Below are 17145 nucleotides of genomic sequence, written 5' to 3'. Positions count from 1 at the left end.
GGCCCCAGTTTGTTGCCTTAGACATCAGCAAGTCTGCCCGGTCGGCCGTGCGCCTCTCCCCTCAGTTGGGAGAAGAACCGTTTTTTTGCGGCAGCGGCATCCGCCCCGGCCGCGGATGGGAAGCGCCCTTGCGGGCGGGGTTTCCGCCCCGACCGCATAGAATGGCGGCATGGAAATTTTCAAGAGCTTCACCCTCGAGGCCGCGCACCGGTTGCCGAACGTGCCGGACGGGCACAAGTGCGCGCGCCTGCACGGGCATTCTTTCCGGATCGAGCTGCATGTCGAAGGCGAGCCCGATCCCCACACCGGCTGGGTGATGGACTTCGCCGAGCTCAAGGCGGCATTCATGCCGCTGTACGATCAGCTGGACCACCACTACCTCAACGACATCGAGGGGCTGGAAAACCCCACCAGCGAACGCCTGGCGCAGTGGATCTGGGCGCGGATGAAGCCGCGGGTGCCGCTGCTGTCGGAAGTGGTGGTGCATGAAACCTGCACCTCCGGCTGCCGCTACCGGGGCTGAACGCCGGTAGCGCCCGCCGGTTTATTAATTGACAATCATTCGCAAATGATATTGAATCGCGCCATTGCTCCCACCGGTGGCGCGCGATGTACGTCTGTATCTGCAACGGGGTGACGGATCGGCAGATCCGCGAAGCGGCCGAGGCCGGCTGCGACAGCGTGTCCGAAATGACCATGCGGACCGGCGCGGGCGCCAGCTGCGGCTCCTGCCTTGGGCTGGTGGCCGAGCTGATCGACGAGGCGCGCGCGCGCCGCGCATTGCCGCTGCCGGTGCTGGCCCGCGCGGCCTGAGGCCACCGGCGCCCAACCGGGGCCCCCGGCAACGCAGACGATTCGCGTTCCGCCCCTGGCGCCGCCGCAGGCGCTACATTGTCGTCTTTCCACGCAGGAGGGCGGCCATGAAGGGCGATGCCAAGGTCATCGGTTATCTGAACAAGGCGCTCTACAACGAGCTGACCGCGATCAACCAGTACTTCCTGCACGCCAAGATGCTGAAGAACTGGGGCCTGAAGGCGCTGGCCGAGCACGAGCACCACGAGTCCATCGACGAGATGAAACATGCCGATGCGCTGTCCGAGCGCATCCTGTTCCTCGACGGCCTGCCCAATTTCCAGGCGCTGGGCAAGATCCGCATCGGCGAGACGCCGCTGGAGATCCTGCGCTGCGACCTGGCGCTGGAGCTGGAGGCGGTGCCGCTGCTGCGCGAGGCGATCGCCTATTGCGAAACCGTGGCCGACTACGTCAGCCGCCAGCTGTTCGCCGACATCCTCGATTCCGAGGAGGAGCACATCGACTGGATCGAGACGCAGCTCTCGCTGGTCGAACGCCTGGGCGAACAGAACTACCTGGCGCAGCAACTCGACCGCAGCTGAGCGCGACGCCGCCGGCTTGCCGCCGCCTTGCGGCAAGCCGGATTGCCGCTCAGCGCGGCAGCGTGGCCTGCAGGGCCGCCCGTACCTGCGCGAACTCGCCGACGATCCGCGCCACCGCGTTGCCGGGATTGGCCAGGGTGCCGTCGCGGGCGCCGTGCTCGAGGTCGCGCGCGGCCTCGGACAGGGTGGTGGCGCCGACGTTGGCGCTGGAGGACTTGAGGGTGTGCGCGGCTACCCGCAGCGCGATCGGATCGTTGCTGGCGACCGCCCGCTCCAGCTGGGCGATCAGGCGCGGCGCGTCCTCCAGGTAGACGGTGACGATGCGGTCCACCTCCGGGCCCAGCACTTCACGCAGTTCGCCCAGCACGCCGCTGTCCAGCACCGGCGGCGACCGCTCGGCCATCTGCGCCGCAGGCGGCAGGCTGTCCGGCACCGCCAGGTTGGAGCTCTTCCAGCGCGCCACGCATTGTTCCAGCTCGGCGCGCGTCACCGGCTTGGCCAGATAGTCGTCCATGCCGGCGTCCAGGCACTTCTGGCGGTCGCCGGCCATCGCGTTGGCGGTCATCGCCACGATCGGCAGGCGGCGCTCCAGGTTGCGCTCCTGCTCGATCTCGCGCCAGCGGCGGGTGGCGGCATAGCCGTCCAGCACCGGCATCTGGCAGTCCATCAGCACCAGGTCGTAGTCGCCGTCGTCGAGCTTCTCCAGCGCGGCCTGGCCGTTGCCGGCGGCGTCGCAGTCCACGCCCAGCACCTGCAGCAGCCGCTGCGCCACCATCAGGTTGACCGGGTTGTCCTCCACCAGCAGCACGCGGGTCTTGCGCTGCGGCATCGCGCGGGGTGCCCGCGGCGCTGGCGCCGGATGCGGATCGTGATGCGACCACGACACCCCGGAGGCCGACAGCGCCGCGCGCAGGTCGGCGTCTTCGACGTTTCGGGGAATGATCGTGGCCGACAGCGGCAGGTCCAGCGAGGTGACCTCGTCGCCGCGCAGGTAGACCAGGCGGGCGTCGCCGAACTGGGAGCGACGCTCCATGTTGCGGGCCAGCGACAGCGCGGTGCTGCGGATGCTGGACAGGTCCGCCAGCACCACCGAGTAGGACCACGGCTCGCCCTGCGCGCGCGCCTGGCGCAGCCGCTCCAGCGCGTCGTGGGTGTTCTCAACCGTGGTCACGCGCAGGCCCCAGTTGGGCAGCAGCATGGTCAGCCGCATGCGCAGCCGCTGGTCGGTGGTGATCAGCAGGATGCGGCCGCCGTGCAGGTCTTCCTGCTGGGTGGGCATATCGCCCTGCACCTTCAGCAGCGGGACTTCGAACCAGAAGGTCGAGCCCATGCCGGGCTGCGATTCCACCCCGATCCGTCCGCCCATCAGCGCGACGATCCGCTGCGAGATCACCAGCCCCAGGCCGGTGCCGCCGTACAGGCGGGTGGTCGAGGCGTCGGCCTGGCTGAACGGCTGGAACAGCCGCTCGCGGGTGGCCGCGTCGATGCCGATGCCGGTGTCCTGGACTTCGAAGCGCAGCTGGTGCTGGGCGGCGGTTTCGCCGGTCCGGCGCACGTTGACGGTGACGCTGCCGCGCTCGGTGAACTTGATCGCGTTGCTGATCAGGTTGCTGAGGATCTGGCGCAGCCGCACCGGGTCGCCGCGCACCGGCAGCCGCACAGACGGATCGATGAACAGGGTCAGGTGCAGGCCCTTGGCCTCGGCCGGGCGCTCCATCAGGGTGATCACGCTGTGCAGCAGCTCGCGCAGGTTGAAGCCGGTGGTTTCCAGCTCCAGCCGGTCCGCTTCCAGCTTCGAGTAGTCGAGGATGTCGTCGACGATCCGCAGCAGCTGCTGCGCCGAGGCGGTGGCGGTCTTCAGGATCTCCTGCTGGTCCAGCGCCAGCCGCGAACTGGAGAGCAGGTCGAGCATGGGGATGATGCCGTTCAGCGGCGTGCGGATTTCGTGGCTCATGGTGGCGAGGAACTCGCCCTTGGCCATCACCGCCGATTCGGCCGCCTGCTTGGCGCGGGTCAGCTCCGCCTCGAGCTGGGTGTGGCGGTCGATCTCGCGCTGCAGCTCGCTGATCGCTTCGGTGCTGCGCTTGCCCTGTTGTGCCTGCTGCGCCAGCTGCTGTTCGCGCAGGCGGACCGCGAAGGCCATGGTGATGGTGGCGAACAGCGCCAGCAGCGCGAGCACGAGGGCGATGATCTGCCACGGGCCTTGCACCCCGAAACGCTCAACCACCAGTGCCAGCGACGCACCGCCAGCCGCGCCCAGGGCGAGCCAGCGGGCGGTCAACAGGCTTAGGCCACGGGCGTCGTCGAGGCTCACAAGGTCGCGCTCCTGAAATCGAAGTCCAGCGCCTGGTCCGGGCGCTGCACCAGGTTGCCCTGGATGAAATCAATGCCACCCACCCACAGCGCGGCAGCTGCCTGCGGATCCTCCACCGCCTGCCCGATCACCTGCAGGCCGAGCCGGTGCGCGCGCTCGATCACCTCGCGCATCTCGTCGTGCAGCTCCGGCGGCAGCGGCTGCTGGGCGAAGTCGGCGGACAGGCGCAGGTAGCCCAGCGGCAGATCCTGCAGCAGCTGGTTGGCGTCCTCGCCGCGGCGGAACTGGCTGAGGCAGAACTGCACCCCGGCCGGCACCAGCTGCTCGCAGAACTGGTGCAGCAGCACCACGTGCACCACCGCGTCGTCCAGGCGCAGGTCGATGACCAGCGAGGACGGATCGACGTTGTGGCGCTCCAGCGCCTGCAGCAGCCAGCCCACGTAGCTGTCCTGCGCCAGCGTACCCGGCGACTGCGAGACGAACAGGCGCATCGGCCGGCTCTCCGCGCGCCGCTTCTGCAGCAGCGCCAGCGCCTGCTCCATCACCCAGCGGTCCAGCTGCGGCATCAGCCCGGCGGACTGCGCGACCGACAGGAACTCGCCGGCGCGGCGCACGCTGCCGTCGGGGCCGTGCATGCGCACCAGCACCTGGAACTGGGCGTCGTCGCCGCCGGCCACCGCCACCACCGGCTGGAACGCCAGGTAGAGCGCGTCGCTGCCGGACGCCAGCGCGGCGCGCAGCTCGTCGGCCAGGTCGCTGGAGACCGCGGTATCCGGCGGCACGTAGGTGGCCAGGCCGATCGGCGAGCCCTGCGCTTCGCGGGCGGCCTCCTCGCAGGCCGCCAGCACCGCGCCGGCATCGGTGAAGCCGTGTTCGAAGCTGGTGTAACCGATGGTGCAGCGCAGCCGGAGGGTGTCGCCGTCGGTCTGGAAATCGTGGTAGCCCACGCCGTCGCGCAGGCTGCGCGCACAGGCGTCGAGCGCGCCGCGGTCGAGGCCGCGCACCACCACCAGGAACGCGTTGTCGCTCAGGCGGGCGGTGATGTGCTCTTCCGCCAGGCTGCCGAGGTAGCGGCCAGCGTCGTTGATGAGGTTCTCGAACGCGGCGTAGCCGTAGTGCTTGCGCAGCGCCGCGGCGTTGCCCATCTCCACCAGCAGGGCGCCGCCGGGGGTGTGCTGGGCCAGCTGCGCGGCCAGCGTCTTCATCAGGGCCGGGCGGGTGTACAGGCCGGTGACCGGATGGCGGTCGTCGTCCATCCTGGCCATGCGGCTGCTGGCCAGCGCGCGGGCGCGCTTGACCCGGCTCTGCACCGCCGCGATCAGGTGGCGCGGGCGCACCGGCTTGAGCAGGTAGTCGTCGCCGCCGTGCTCCAACGCTTCGACCTGCCGCTCCGGGTCCTGGTCGCCGGTCAGGAACACCACCGGGGTGTGTTCGAAGCGCGGATGCTCGCGGATCTGCGCGGTCAGCGCGGTACCGCTGGAGCCGGGGATGTGCAGGTCCATCAGCACCAGGTCGGGATCGAAGCGCTCCATCGCCTCCATCATCCGTTCCGGCATCGCCACAACCTCCGCCTGCATGCCGGCGCCGCGCAGGATCGCCTCGGCGAAGATGGCCTGGCTGCGGTCATCCTCGACGATCAGCACGCGGAACGGCGCCGCGTCCGCGCCAGCCTCGCCATGCGCGCTCATGCGGGGATCCCGGCGTCCGCGGTGCGGACCGACAGGGGGGCGCGCGATCGGGAAAGGGCCGGCGCGGCGTCCGTGGCGAACAACTTCATGGATCTCCTCTCAAACATGGATGGCGGCGTGGAACACGCCCGCAGTGTGACATCTGACGCAAAACGGTACTACGGGCGGCCGGAGCGCGGCGCGAACGCGGCATCGCGCAGCCGCGCCATTCCCCGCAGCACTTTCCGGCACAGCCACCAGACCAGCGCGGCCAGCCCGATGCTCAGGCTGACCGCCAGCCCCAGCGCCAGCCACGGATGGCTGAAGGCCAGCGCCAGCGCGCCGATCACCAGCGCGTCCTCGGACACCGAGGTGATCCAGTTGCTGAAAGGTTCCGGCGAGCCGTTCAGCACGGCGCGCGTCCCCGCCTTCAGTACGTGGCTCGCCAGCGCCACGCCGGCGCCGGTGGCCAGCATCCCGGCGCCCAGCTCGCCGTCCGGCGACAGCGTGGCCGCCGCCAGGAACGCGCCGGCGGGGATCCGCATCAGGGTCTGCAGCAGGTCCCAGGTGGAATCCACGCCGGGGATCTTGTCGGCCAGGAACTCGGCCACGGCCAGGGTGCCGGCGGTGCCCAGTACCCACGGCGACTGCGCCACCTGCAATGCCGGCGGCAGGTCCAGCCAGCCCAGCAGCCCGGCCAGGCCGACCCCGAACACGGTCAGGTACGCGCGGATGCCGGCCAGCCAGGCCAGCAGTACCCCGATCGCGAATACGTGGGCCGTCTCCATGCGTGCGGATATCCGGTCAGGCTTGCGATGGGGGCAGTCTATACGCGGCGCCGGCTTGACGCAGGCGCGGCGCGGATGCGATATCACCGCGATGGCGACGCCAACGCCCTTGCCGCGCAAGTCCGGTGCCGGCCATCCGCGCGCAGCGCTGGCGGCGCTGGTGGCCGCGGCGCTGCTGCTGGGCCTGTGGGGGGCCTGGCGCACGTTCGCGCCGACGCCCGCCAACGCCCGCGAGCAGCTGCACCAGCAGGCCCGCCGGATCGAGGCGCTGGAGCAGCGCAACGCGATCCTTGCGCGTTCCGACCAGATCAGCCGCCAGGCCAATGCCGACCTGCAGGCCACCCTGGCCGAGCGCGACGAGGAAATCGCCGGCCTGCGCGCCGACGTGGCCTTCTACGAACGCTTCGTCGGCGCCACCGGGCAGCGCCGCGGGCTGTCGGTGCACGAGCTGAAGCTGGCGCCGCAGCGCGACCCGCAGCTGTGGCACTTCGTCGCCACCCTGACCCAGAACCTCAACCGCGGCGCGGTCAGCAGCGGCCGCCTGCAGCTGGCGCTGGAAGCCACCGACGGCGGCAGCATGCGCCGGCTGGACTGGAACGTGCTGCGCCAGCAGGCCGGCGCGCCCGGCGTCGCGTATTCGTTCCGCTATCTCCAGCAGGTCGAGGGCGACATCGTGCTGCCGCGCGGGATCCGCCCGGTGCGGGTGGTGGTGCGGCTGCTGCCGGCCTCGGGCGCGCCGGTGGAGCAGTCGTTCACCTGGAGCGCCGCCACCGCCCCGGCCGGAGGTTGAATCGGCGGCCGGCGCGCCCCATGCTGGGCACATGGAAATCGCCGTACTCGACCAGGCCGCGCCGTCCCTGCCCCCGGCGCCGCTGCGCTTCACCGCCGCCGCCGCCGCCAAGGTGCGCGAACTGGTGGCCGAAGAGGGCAATGCTTCGCTGAGCCTGCGCGCCTACATCCAGGGCGGCGGCTGCTCCGGCTTCCAGTACGGCTTCGAATTCGACGAGGGCCGCAACGAGGACGACATCGTCATCGTCACCGACGGCGCCACCTTGCTGGTCGATCCGCTCAGCCTGCAATACCTGGCCGGCGCCGAGGTCGACTACAGCGAGTCGCTGGCCGGCGCGCAGTTCGTGATCCGCAACCCCAACGCCAAGACCACCTGCGGCTGCGGCAGCAGCTTCACCGTGTGAGCGGCGGGGGGATGCGGCCCGCATCGCCGTTCGCGTTCGTCGATGGCGCGCTGGACCGCGCCGACCATCTGCGCGATGACCCGGCCGCGCTGGCGGCCGCGTGGCCGCGGGCCGGGCTGATCGCGCTGGACGAAGCCGGCTTTGCGCTGGCCGATGCGGATGCGCAGCCGTTGGTGCTGGATGGCGCGGCGCTGGCCGGCGGGCCGGGCGACGACGCGGTATTCCTGGGCCAGCGCGAAGGGCGGGCATGGTTTTCGGTGGCCGCCGCCGCGCACGCCATCGACGCACCCGGCCGGATCGACCTGCGCCGCGCCGCCGCCCAGTGGCCGGCCTGGCAGGCCACCCTGTTCGCGCAGGCGCGGGCGGTGCAGCACTGGCGCCAGCGCCATCGCTTCTGCGCGGCCTGTGGCGGCGCGCTGCGCTACCGCCGGGCGGGCTGGCTGGGCCATTGCGATGGCTGCGGCAGCGAGCACTATCCGCGCACCGACCAGGCGGTGATCGCCGCCATCACCGACGGCGAGCGCCTGCTGCTGGGCCGCCAGGCCGGCTGGCCGGCGCGGCGCTGGTCGGTGGTGGCCGGTTTCGTCGAGCCCGGCGAAACGCTGGAGCAGACGGTGGCGCGCGAGGTGATGGAGGAAACCGGCGTGCGCGTGCATGCGCACACGGCGCGTTACCTGGCATCGCAGCCGTGGCCCTTCCCCGGCTCGCTGATGCTGGGGTTCATCGCCCGCGCCGAGCCCGACGTGCCGCGCGCCAGCGAAGAACTGGAGGACGCGCGCTGGTTCAGCGCCGACGAGGTGCGCGCCGGCCTGGAGTGCGACTGGCGCGAGGCCGACGGCGAAGGCGAGGGGATCGTGCTGTCGTCGCCGGTGTCCATCTCCCGCCACGTCATCCGCTGCTGGCTGGACGAACACGACGCGGCGCGCGCCCCGCGCTGACCCGGCGCGCGCTCGGTCGGCTCCGCACGCTCTACACTGCGGGCATGACCGCCACCCTGCTTGCCGTCGTCGTCGCGCTTGCCGTCGGGCACCTGGCGCCTGCGTTCGCGGCCGGGCTGCGCCGGTTTGGCTGGTTCCGCGGCTGGCTGCAGTGGTTGAACGCGCAGTTCCCGGCCGGCAGCTTCTGGCGCGGACCTTACGGCATCGCGCTGGCGCTGCTGGTGCCGCTGCTGCCGATGGCGCTGCTGCAGTTCGGATTGCATCACCCGCTGTGGGGCCTGCCGGGGCTGCTGCTGGGCATCGCGGTGCTGTTCTGGTGCTGGGGCCCGCGCGATCTGGACGTGGATGTGCAAGCCATCCTGGATGCCGCCGATCCGGCCGGCCGTCGTGCCGCCGCGGCCGCGCTGTGGCCTGCCGGGGTGTCGCCGCGGCTGGACGGCGGCTCGCTGGTCGAGGCGGTGTTCACCAATGCGCTGCGGCGCTGGTTCGGGGTGCTGTTCTGGTTCTGCCTGCTGGGCCCGTTCGGCGCACTGCTCTACCGGTTGAGCGCGCAGGCCGCCACGCATGACGCCGATGCGATGCCGCCCGGCACGCTGGACGGCGCGCGCGTCTGGCTGGCGCTGCTGGAATGGCCGGTGGTGCAGCTGATGGCGCTGGCGCTGGCGCTGGTGGGCAACTTCGACAGCGTGGCCGGCGCCTGGCGCGAGCCGGGCGCGTTCGGCCTGCAGGGACGGCTGCTGGCCAGCGCGGCGCGTGCCAGCGTGCGCTGCGAGATCGCCGAGGAAGTGGCCGATTTCACCGACGCCGGCATTCCCGCCTCGACCGCGCTGGTGGAGGCGTTCGGCGAACTGCCGGAGCTGCGCGATGCGATGCGGCTGGCCTGGCGCGTGCTTGTGCTGTGGCTGGCGGTGCTGGCGCTGGTGGTGGTGGCGGGGTGGGCGGGGTAGCGGCTCAGGCCGCGTCCCCGCGCAGCGCCCGCACCTGCGTCTCCAGCAGCGTCGCGGTGGCGATGCCGCCGTCCACCGGCGCACCGGCCACCACTTCGACATGCGCGCGCAGCCGGCGCGGGATGCGCAGGCGATGCATGCTGCCGTCGCGCCTGCTCCACATGCTGCCCCACATGTTCTTCAGCGCCAGCGGCACCACCGGCACGCGCTGGCCGCGCGCCGCGGCGCGTTCGAGGATCTTCTCCACGCCGGACTTGAACGGCGCGATGTTGCCGTCCCCGGTCAACGCGCCCTCCGGGAAGATGCAGACCAGCTCGCCCTCGGCCAGCGCGGCGTCCACGGCGTCGAACGCGCGCTGCATCACCTCGGGGTTCTCGCGTGCGCCGGCGATCGGGATCGCCTTGGCGGTGCGGAAGATCCAGCGCATCACCGGGATATTGAAGATTCGGTAATACATCACGAAGCGCGCCGGCCGCGGGATGCAGGCTGACAGGATCAGCGCGTCCATGTAGCTCACGTGGTTGCAGACCAGCAGCGCCGCGCCCTCGTCCGGCACGTGCTTTTCGATGCCGTGCAGCTTCAGCCGGTACAGCGTGCGCACCATCACCCAGCTCAGGAAGCGCATGAAGAATTCGGGGACGATGCTGAAGATCCAGACCGCCACCAGCGTGTTGGCGATGGCCAGCGCCAGGAACACCTGCGGGATGGTCCAGCCTAGGAAGCGCTGCAGCGCCAGCCCGATGACGGCGGCGGCAACGATGAACATCGCGTTCTGGATGTTCATGCCGGAGATCACCCGCGCCAGCTCGTTGCGCGGCGTGCGGCTCTGGATCAGCGCGAACAACGGCACCACGAAGAAGCCGGTGAACAACCCGATGCCGGTCAGGTCCAGCATGATCCGCCAGCTGCCCGGTGCGTGGATGAACTGCGTCAACGACAGCCCGTGCGCCAGCGCCTGCCCCGGCCGGGCGAAATAAAGGTCGAGCAGGAAGGCGCTGACGCCGAACGCGCCCAGCGGCACCAGGCCGATCTCCACCGTGCGCCCGGACAGCTTCTCGCACGACATCGAGCCGATGCCCACGCCCACCGAGAACAGCGCCAGCGCGAAGATGTAGAGGTTCTGGGTGCCGCCGAGGTTGGCCTGCGCGTACACCGGCAGCTGCGCGGTCAGCACCGTGCCCACGAACCAGAACCAGCTCACCCCCAGCACCGCGTTGCGCACCGCCAGCTGCCGGCGGGTCAGCTGCCAGATGCGCCAGGACTCGCGCAGGATGTTCCAGCTCACCGCAAGCGACGGATCGCCCGCATCCACTTTCGGGATGCGCCGCGCCACCAGGTTGCCGGCAATCGCCATCAGGATCACCGACACCGCCGCCACCTGAGGCCCGCGCTCGCCGGCCAGCTGGAAGATCAGCCCGCCGAAGATCATGCCCACCAGGATGGACAGCGAGGTGCCCATCTCCACCAGCCCGTTGCCGCCGGTCAACTCCTCCGGCTTGAGCACCGACGGCAGGATCGAATACTTCACCGGCCCGAACAGCGTGGATTGCAGGCCGGTGCCGAACAGCGCCACCAGCAGGATCGGCATGCTCTGCAGCAGGAAGCCCACCGCCGCCAGCGACATCACCGCGATCTCCATTGTGGTGGTGATCACGATCAACCGCTGCTTCTCCAGCTTCTCCGCGATCTGCCCGGCGGTGGCCGAAAACAGGAAGTAGGGCAGGATGAAGATCGCCGGCGCCAGGTTCGCGTACAGCCCCATCTGGCTGCTGCCCACCGCCATGTAAGCCAGCAGGCCGATGATCGCCTGCCGGTACACGTTGTCGTTGAACGCGCCCAGCGACTGCACCACGAAGTAGGGCAGGAAGCGGCGCTGCCGGAGCAGGTCGAATTGCGAATGGGCCATCGGTATCCCCCGAACGATTGCCGGAGGATAGCGGATGCCCGCGTCAGTACCCGCCGAAGCTGCCGGCCGCGCCGGGGAACACCACCGGGCTTTCGCTGCCATCCTTCGCCACCGCGGCCACGCCGAAGAAATAGTTGTCGATCACCACGTCGTCCAGCGTCGCCGACTCGACGTCGCCGACCCAGCGGCTTCGCGTCCACTGCGGCTCGGTGGTCAGGCGCCAGTAGACGCGGTAGCCGGCCAGGTTGGTCGCCTGCGCGGCGGGTGGGCGCTTCCACTTCAACGTGGTGTCGGCGCTGACTGCGCCTTCGATACGCACCTCCGCTGGCGGCGGCGGCGCGGCGGCCATGCCGGCCAGCGCCACCACGTCCAGCGCGGTGAGCTTGGCCGCATAAGCGAAGTCCACGCCGTCGAGGGTGTCGCCGTACACGCGACCACTCTCCGTGCGCAGGTCCTGGTGCTGGCGGTCGTAGTGCTCGTGGGTTTCCATCACCCGCACCGCCGGATAGCCCAGGTCGTTGAACGGGCGGTGGTGGCCGCCGCGACCAAAGCGGTCCAGCCGGTTGACCATCATCACTTCAAGGTTGGGCACGTGCGCCGCCATCCGCGCGATGTAGCGCGCCAGGTTGCGGCTGGGCGAATCCAGCTCGCCGCCGGTGAAGCGGCGCGCGCGTGCTTCCTCCGCGGTTTCGTTCACGCGCGTGCCTTCGGAGAACACCCGCGCGGTGACGTTGTCGTGTACGCCGTCGATGCCGCGGCTGTTGCCGATCATGTCGTTGTTCAGCACCGCCTCGATCCGCCAGCCCTGTCGCTTGGCCTCCTCGGCGAGGAACTTGCCGCCGAACAGGCCCTGCTCCTCGCCGGCCAGCGCCGCGTACACGATGGAGCCGGCGAAACGGTGCCTGCCCAGCACCCGCGCCGCTTCCAGCGTGCCGGCCACGCCGCTGGCGTTGTCGTTGGCGCCCGGCGCATCGGAGGTGGCGTCCATCACGTCGCTGACCCGCGAGTCGATGTCGCCGCTCATGATCACGTAGCGGTTGGGGTCCACGCTGCCGCGCTGGATTGCGATCACGCTGACCACCTCCACCGGCCCCGGGATGCGCGGCTCGCCCTGCACCGTGCCGCTGACGTAGCGCACCTCCAGGCAGCCGCCGCAGGCCTTGGAAATGCGGGTGAACTCGTCGAACACCCAGCGCCGCGCCGTGCCGATCCCGCGCGTGGTCGACACCGTGTCGGACAGCGTGTGGCGGGTGCCGAAGCCCACCAGCGTGCGCACGTCGCGCTCGATGTTGGCGGCCGACGGCGCCGTTCCCAGTGCGTCCAGCAGCTGCAGATCGGCCGGCGGCCGAACTTGGGCGAAGGCTGGTAATGCGGCGGCGAGGCAGGCGGTCGTCAGCAAGATCTGGCGCATGGAGGCTCCGGGAGGGACGGGTGCGACGGGTTTCACCACGATGGCTTATCGTGCCGCAAACGGCGGTCGCCGTACCGGGAGGAATATCATGCAACGCGCCATTGGAGTCCGATCTTCCTGGCCGGACCGGGGGATGCCATGAAATCCCGTACCCACGTCGCCCACGACGACGGCCAGCGCCGGCTGGCGGTGCTGATCGATGCCGACAACGCGCAGGCCTCGGTGATCGAGGGCCTGCTGGCGGAAGTGGCCAAGTACGGGCTGGCCAGCGTCAAGCGCATCTACGGCGACTTCACCACCCAGCAGCAGGGGCAATGGAAGAAGGTGTTGCTGAAGCATTCGATCAGCCCGGTGCAGCAGTTCGCCTACACCAGCGGCAAGAACGCCACCGACAGCGCGCTGATCATCGATGCTATGGACCTGATGTACACCGGCCGTTTCGACGGCATGTGCCTGGTCTCCAGCGACAGCGACTTCACCCGGCTGGCGCAGCGCCTGCGCGAGGAGGGCCTGACCGTCTACGGCTTCGGCGAGCACAAGACGCCGGATCCGTTCGTGCAGGCCTGCGACAAGTTCATCTACACCGAGGTGCTGCGGGCCGAAGTGCCGGAGCCGGCAACGCCCGCCGCCGCGGCCAAACCCGCACCGAAGAAGGCCGCGAAGAAGCAGGCGGCCACGAAGGTGCCTGCACCGGCGCCGGAGGCCCAGGCGCCGGTCGTGCCGCCGTCAGCGCCGGCCAAGGCCGCGCCGCTGCCGCTTCCGCTGGACCTGCTGCGGCAGGCGATCGAGGAGGCGTCCGACGAGGAAGGCTGGGCGCACTTGGGCGCGATGGGCGCTTACCTCAACAAGATCAAGCCCAACTTCGACCCGCGCTTGTACGGGCAGAAGAAACTCAGTGACCTGCTGCGCAAGCATCCGCGCCATTTCAGCGTGGTGGAGCGGGAAACCAGCGCGGGGGTGAAGGCGCTGTTCGTGAAGGCACTGGCGGGCTGATCCGCCTGGCGCCGGCCGGCGTACGAAAAAAAACACCGGGATAGCGCGCCAGCCGAAGGCGCGCCATCCCGGTGCCGGGGAGAAAGACACGCGCCGCCGCCGGCAGGGAGGGGTGGTGAGGTGGCGACGACGCGTGCGGAGGCTCAGAAACGGAACTGCAGGCGCAGGTTCACCGGGTAGGAGGTGCGCTTGCCGGCGTCGTTGATCGAGGCCAGGCCCAGGCCGGACAGCGCGCTGTCGTCGTCGGAAATTTCGCCGTGGTAGCGGGCGCCAACTTCCAGGGCCAGCGAGGCCTTCTCGGACATCGACCACAGCAGCCCGAGGTCGGCGCCGCCGCTCATCTGCCAGCCGCCATCGAAGAACGGCACGTCGGTGAGGGTGATGGCGGCATCGGGGATGGTGAAGGTGGCGTTGATGCCATCGACCTTGGTGGTGCCGATGCGGCCGGCCACGTACGGGCGCACCTTGCCGGTGCCGAAGAAGTGGCGGTAGCCGCCTTCCAGCGACATCGCCTTGTAGCCCTCGAAGCGGCCATACACCGGCAGGGTGGTGTCGAGGGCCGGCACGAACGCGCCGCCGACTTCGGTGCTGCCGGCGCTGGTGCGGGTGGACAGCAGCTGGCCGAACACTTCGCCGCTGGCCATGGGCCACGCCATTTCCACGCCGAAGTTGGTGGCCTTGCCGTAGATCCGGTCGTAGGAACGCGCGCCGATGCGCAGTTCGGCCGAGACGCCGGCCAGCGCCGGGTTGAGCGGGCCGAGGTCGGCGATCGGGGCGATGGCGCCCTTGTGCACGTCGCCGCTGACGGAGACGTCGCCGCCGCCGATCAGGATGAAGCTGGGGCCGCTCTGGGCCATGGCGGTGGCAGGCAGGCCGAGGGCGACAGCGAGGAGGGCAACAGGCAGGCGATTCATTCGGGGGACTCCTGTGGGTGGAAGGCCAGCGGGTGGCCAGTGCGACCCGATACGCGGCGTCAGCCGTTCTGGATGCAGCCGTAACCGCCCGCCGACGAGCGGCGGCTGCAAGGCAGCGTTCCGCGGATGCACTTGATGGGCGGCGCATGCGGCGCGGATAGTGGCCGGCCACCTGCCGGAGATCCGCCATGCCGCGCTTGTTTGCGCCCATCTCGTTCGGCCCGCTCACCCTGGCCAACCGCATCGTGGTGGCGCCGATGTGCCAGTACGCCAGCACCGACGGCCTGGCCAACGACTGGCATGTGCAGCACTGGGGCACGCTGGCGCAGTCGGGTGCGGGCCTGCTGTTGACCGAAGCCACCGCGGTGCTGCCGGAAGGGCGCATCAGTTGGGCCGACCTGGGCCTGTACGACGAGGCCTGCGAAGCCGCATTCGCGCAGGCGCTGGCCAGCGTGCGGCGCTGGTCGCCGATGCCGGTGGGCGTGCAGCTGGCGCACGCGGGCCGCAAGGCCTCCACCCATCGGCCGTGGGAGCACGGTGGCGGCGCGATCGCGCCGGACGCCCCGCATGGCTGGCAGGTGGTGGCCCCGTCCGTGCTGCCGTATGCGGAGCACGACCCGCAGCCGGAAGCGCTGGATGCGGCGGGCATCGCACGCGTGGTGGAGGCCTTCGCCGACGCTGCGCGCCGCGCCGCGCGGTTGGGGCTCGATGCCATCGAGATCCACGCGGCGCACGGCTACCTGCTGCACCAGTTCCTGTCGCCACTCAGCAACCGCCGCGAAGACGGCTACGGCGGTCCGCTGGAGCGCCGCATGCGGCTGCTGCTGGAGGTGTTCGACGCGGTCCGCGCGGTGGTGCCTGCCACGATGGCGGTGGGCGTGCGCATCTCCGCCACCGACTGGGTGGACGGCGGCTGGGACCTGGCGCAGAGCGTGGTGCTGGCGCGGGCGCTGGATGCGCGCGGCTGCCACTTCCTGCACGTCTCCAGCGGCGGCCTGCATCCGGCCCAGAAGATCGCCGTGGCGCCGGGCTACCAGTTGCCGTTCGCCGAGGCGATCCGGCGCGACGTCACCATGCCGGTGATCGGCGTGGGGCTCATCACCACGCCCGAGCAGGCCGAGGCTGCGTTGGAGCAGGGGCAGGCCGATGCGATCGCGCTGGCCCGCGCGCTGCTCTACGATCCCCGTTGGCCGTGGCACGCCGCTGCCGCATTGGGCGCGACGGTGGGTACCTCGCCGCGCTTCCTGCGCGCAGTCCCCCACGGCCTGCCACCGCTGCTGGTGCCCGCCACCGGTTCGGCTGACTGACTTACGGACCGGAGGTCCTGCCATGCCGATGACCACGCTGATGCCCGCCGCCTTCCTTGGCCATGGCAGCCCGATGAACGCGCTGGAGCGCAACCGCTTCACCGACACCTGGCGCGAGTTTGGCGCCGCGGTGCCGCGGCCGCGCGCGATCCTCGCCGTGTCCGCGCACTGGCATGTGGATGCGCTGGCGGTGACCGCCATGCCCAGCCCGCGCACCATCCACGATTTCTACGGATTTCCGCAGCCGCTGTTCGACGTGCAGTACCCGGCGCCGGGCCTGCCCGCGCTGGCCGAGGAAATCGCCGACCTGGTCTCGCCCGATTTCGTGGTCGGTGCCGATCGCGAAGCCTGGGGCCTGGACCACGGCACCTGGTCGGTGCTGGTGCACGCCTTCCCGCAGGCGGACATCCCGGTGGTGCAGCTGTCGATCGACGCGCGCAAACCGATGGACTGGCACCTGGCGCTGGGCGCGAAGCTGGCCGCGCTGCGCCGGCAGGGCGTGCTGGTGGTGGGCAGCGGCAACGTGGTGCACAACCTGCGCGCAATCGACTGGCAGCAGCCGGACGCCGGCTTCGATTGGGCGCAGCGCTTCGACGAGGCTGCGCGCGCGCTGATGGCGGAGCGCCCGCACGACATCGCCACGCTGGTGTCGCATCCGGATTACCGCAAGGCGGTGCCCACCGACGAACACTTCCTGCCGCTGTTTTACCTTGCGGGCCTGTCGGCCGCGGCGGGCCGTCCCGCCGACGTGCTGGTGGATGGCTACAGCTACGGCTCGCTGTCGATGACCGCGTTCGCGCTGGACGCGCGCTGCCCGGCTGCCGCCGAAGGCGCGGGTGCGGCGCCACTGGCCACCAGCCTGCCGGCCGACGCCAGCAACGCCTGAGCCAGGCGACCATCGCTCAGGCCGACAGCTTCTCCAGCATCCGCGCGTAGTCGCGGCGGTACTTGCGTGCGGCCTGCAGCTTGGCGCTGTCGCTGAGGATCTTGCCGGTGACCTGGAAGAATTTCCTTTCTTCCTCGCGCAGGTGGTGGTGCACTTTTTCCGACAGCTTGCGCGCCACCGCCAGCCACTGCCCGCCTTCGGCGTCCGCCTTGTGCAGGTCTTCCACCAGTTCCTCGATCTCGTGGTGTTCGTGCAGGGCATGCCGCGAGGATTTCAGGCCGGCGTCGTCCATCAGCGCCGGCGCATAGAGGAAGCGCTCCTCGGCGGCGGCATGGGCTTCCAGCTCCACGTGCAGCGCCTTGAAGATGGTGATGCGGTCGCGGCTGCAGGGCTTGGCGCGAACCAGCTTGCGGCACAGGCTGCGCTGGAGCGCATGGCTCTCGCGCAATGCCTCGTAGATGTTGTCGGTGGCCATGGACGTTCCTTG

General features: G+C 70.4%; 16 protein-coding genes and 1 pseudogene. 10 read left to right on the top strand and 7 right to left on the bottom strand.

Going from position 1 to position 17145, the window contains the following annotated elements; genetic code table 11:
• Positions 1–169 precede the first annotated feature (169 nt).
• The 3 genes from queD (at position 170) to bfr (ending at position 1394) form a co-directional block, all read left to right on the top strand.
• Complete coding sequence (gene queD, locus SPK54_RS11370; RefSeq protein WP_330948016.1) at positions 170–523, top strand: 6-carboxytetrahydropterin synthase QueD; 354 nt, start codon at positions 170–172, stop codon at positions 521–523.
• An 86-nt stretch (positions 524–609) separates the two neighbouring features.
• On the top strand, positions 610–813 hold the full coding sequence (locus SPK54_RS11365; protein WP_330948015.1) for a (2Fe-2S)-binding protein: 204 nt from the start codon (positions 610–612) through the stop codon (positions 811–813).
• 107 nt (positions 814–920) lie between these two features.
• The gene (gene bfr, locus SPK54_RS11360) at positions 921–1394 is read left to right on the top strand and encodes a bacterioferritin (protein ID WP_330948014.1); all 474 of its coding nucleotides are present in this window, start codon (positions 921–923) and stop codon (positions 1392–1394) included.
• Positions 1395–1443: 49 nt separating this feature from the next.
• Here bfr and SPK54_RS11355 read toward each other — a convergent pair whose 3' ends face one another.
• The 3 genes from SPK54_RS11355 to SPK54_RS11345 all read right to left on the bottom strand — a co-directional run bounded on the left by SPK54_RS11355 (position 1444) and on the right by SPK54_RS11345 (position 6163).
• Positions 1444–3708: an ATP-binding protein gene (locus SPK54_RS11355; RefSeq protein WP_330948013.1), complete on the bottom strand. Its 2265-nt coding sequence runs from the start codon at positions 3706–3708 to the stop codon at positions 1444–1446.
• Positions 3705–5396 carry an EAL domain-containing protein gene (locus tag SPK54_RS11350; protein WP_330948012.1) on the bottom strand — a complete coding sequence of 564 codons (1692 nt, stop codon included), beginning with the start codon at positions 5394–5396 and terminating at the stop codon, positions 3705–3707. The genes SPK54_RS11355 and SPK54_RS11350 overlap by 4 nt, the downstream gene beginning before the upstream one ends.
• A gap of 158 nt (positions 5397–5554) precedes the next feature.
• Positions 5555–6163: a DUF4126 domain-containing protein gene (locus SPK54_RS11345; protein WP_330948011.1), complete on the bottom strand. Its 609-nt coding sequence runs from the start codon at positions 6161–6163 to the stop codon at positions 5555–5557.
• A gap of 91 nt (positions 6164–6254) precedes the next feature.
• Between SPK54_RS11345 and SPK54_RS11340 the strand changes: the two genes are divergently transcribed.
• From SPK54_RS11340 to SPK54_RS11325, 4 genes and pseudogenes are all read left to right on the top strand, one after another.
• The gene (locus SPK54_RS11340) at positions 6255–6953 is read left to right on the top strand and encodes a DUF6776 family protein (protein WP_330948010.1); all 699 of its coding nucleotides are present in this window, start codon (positions 6255–6257) and stop codon (positions 6951–6953) included.
• A 79-nt stretch (positions 6954–7032) separates the two neighbouring features.
• Positions 7033–7356 (top strand): annotated as a pseudogene (gene erpA / locus SPK54_RS11335) (iron-sulfur cluster insertion protein ErpA); the annotation flags it as partial.
• A gap of 11 nt (positions 7357–7367) precedes the next feature.
• Positions 7368–8294: an NAD(+) diphosphatase gene (gene nudC, locus SPK54_RS11330; protein ID WP_330948009.1), complete on the top strand. Its 927-nt coding sequence runs from the start codon at positions 7368–7370 to the stop codon at positions 8292–8294.
• A 44-nt stretch (positions 8295–8338) separates the two neighbouring features.
• Positions 8339–9241: a hypothetical protein gene (locus SPK54_RS11325; protein WP_330948008.1), complete on the top strand. Its 903-nt coding sequence runs from the start codon at positions 8339–8341 to the stop codon at positions 9239–9241.
• A gap of 4 nt (positions 9242–9245) precedes the next feature.
• On the opposite strand, the gene SPK54_RS11320 is transcribed toward SPK54_RS11325, so the two are convergent.
• On the bottom strand, positions 9246–11147 hold the full coding sequence (locus tag SPK54_RS11320) for an MFS transporter (RefSeq protein ID WP_330948007.1): 1902 nt from the start codon (positions 11145–11147) through the stop codon (positions 9246–9248).
• Between the two features lie 43 nt (positions 11148–11190).
• On the bottom strand, positions 11191–12558 hold the full coding sequence (locus SPK54_RS11315) for a M28 family metallopeptidase (protein ID WP_330948006.1): 1368 nt from the start codon (positions 12556–12558) through the stop codon (positions 11191–11193).
• A gap of 138 nt (positions 12559–12696) precedes the next feature.
• Here SPK54_RS11315 and SPK54_RS11310 point away from each other — a divergent pair, with 138 nt between their 5' ends.
• Positions 12697–13551, top strand: coding sequence for an NYN domain-containing protein (locus tag SPK54_RS11310; protein WP_330948005.1), 855 nt, complete (start codon positions 12697–12699; stop codon positions 13549–13551).
• Between the two features lie 143 nt (positions 13552–13694).
• Here the strand turns inward: SPK54_RS11310 and SPK54_RS11305 are convergent, their stop codons facing one another.
• Entirely contained in the window at positions 13695–14465 is a 771-nt protein-coding gene (locus SPK54_RS11305; protein ID WP_330948004.1) for a hypothetical protein, read from the bottom strand.
• A gap of 188 nt (positions 14466–14653) precedes the next feature.
• On the opposite strand from SPK54_RS11305, the gene SPK54_RS11300 reads away from it, so the two are divergent.
• Positions 14654–15772, top strand: coding sequence for an NADH:flavin oxidoreductase/NADH oxidase (locus tag SPK54_RS11300; protein WP_330948003.1), 1119 nt, complete (start codon positions 14654–14656; stop codon positions 15770–15772).
• Between the two features lie 22 nt (positions 15773–15794).
• Entirely contained in the window at positions 15795–16658 is an 864-nt protein-coding gene (gene ygiD / locus SPK54_RS11295) for a 4,5-DOPA dioxygenase extradiol (protein ID WP_330948002.1), read from the top strand.
• Between the two features lie 16 nt (positions 16659–16674).
• On the opposite strand, the gene SPK54_RS11290 is transcribed toward ygiD, so the two are convergent.
• Positions 16675–17133: a hemerythrin domain-containing protein gene (locus tag SPK54_RS11290; protein ID WP_330948001.1), complete on the bottom strand. Its 459-nt coding sequence runs from the start codon at positions 17131–17133 to the stop codon at positions 16675–16677.
• Between the last annotated feature and the right edge of the window lie 12 nt (positions 17134–17145).

It is taken from the genome of Thermomonas sp. LB-4 (assembly GCF_036409385.1).
GTDB lineage: Bacteria > Pseudomonadota > Gammaproteobacteria > Xanthomonadales > Xanthomonadaceae > Thermomonas.
This window is presented reverse-complemented; position numbering and strand designations above follow the sequence as displayed.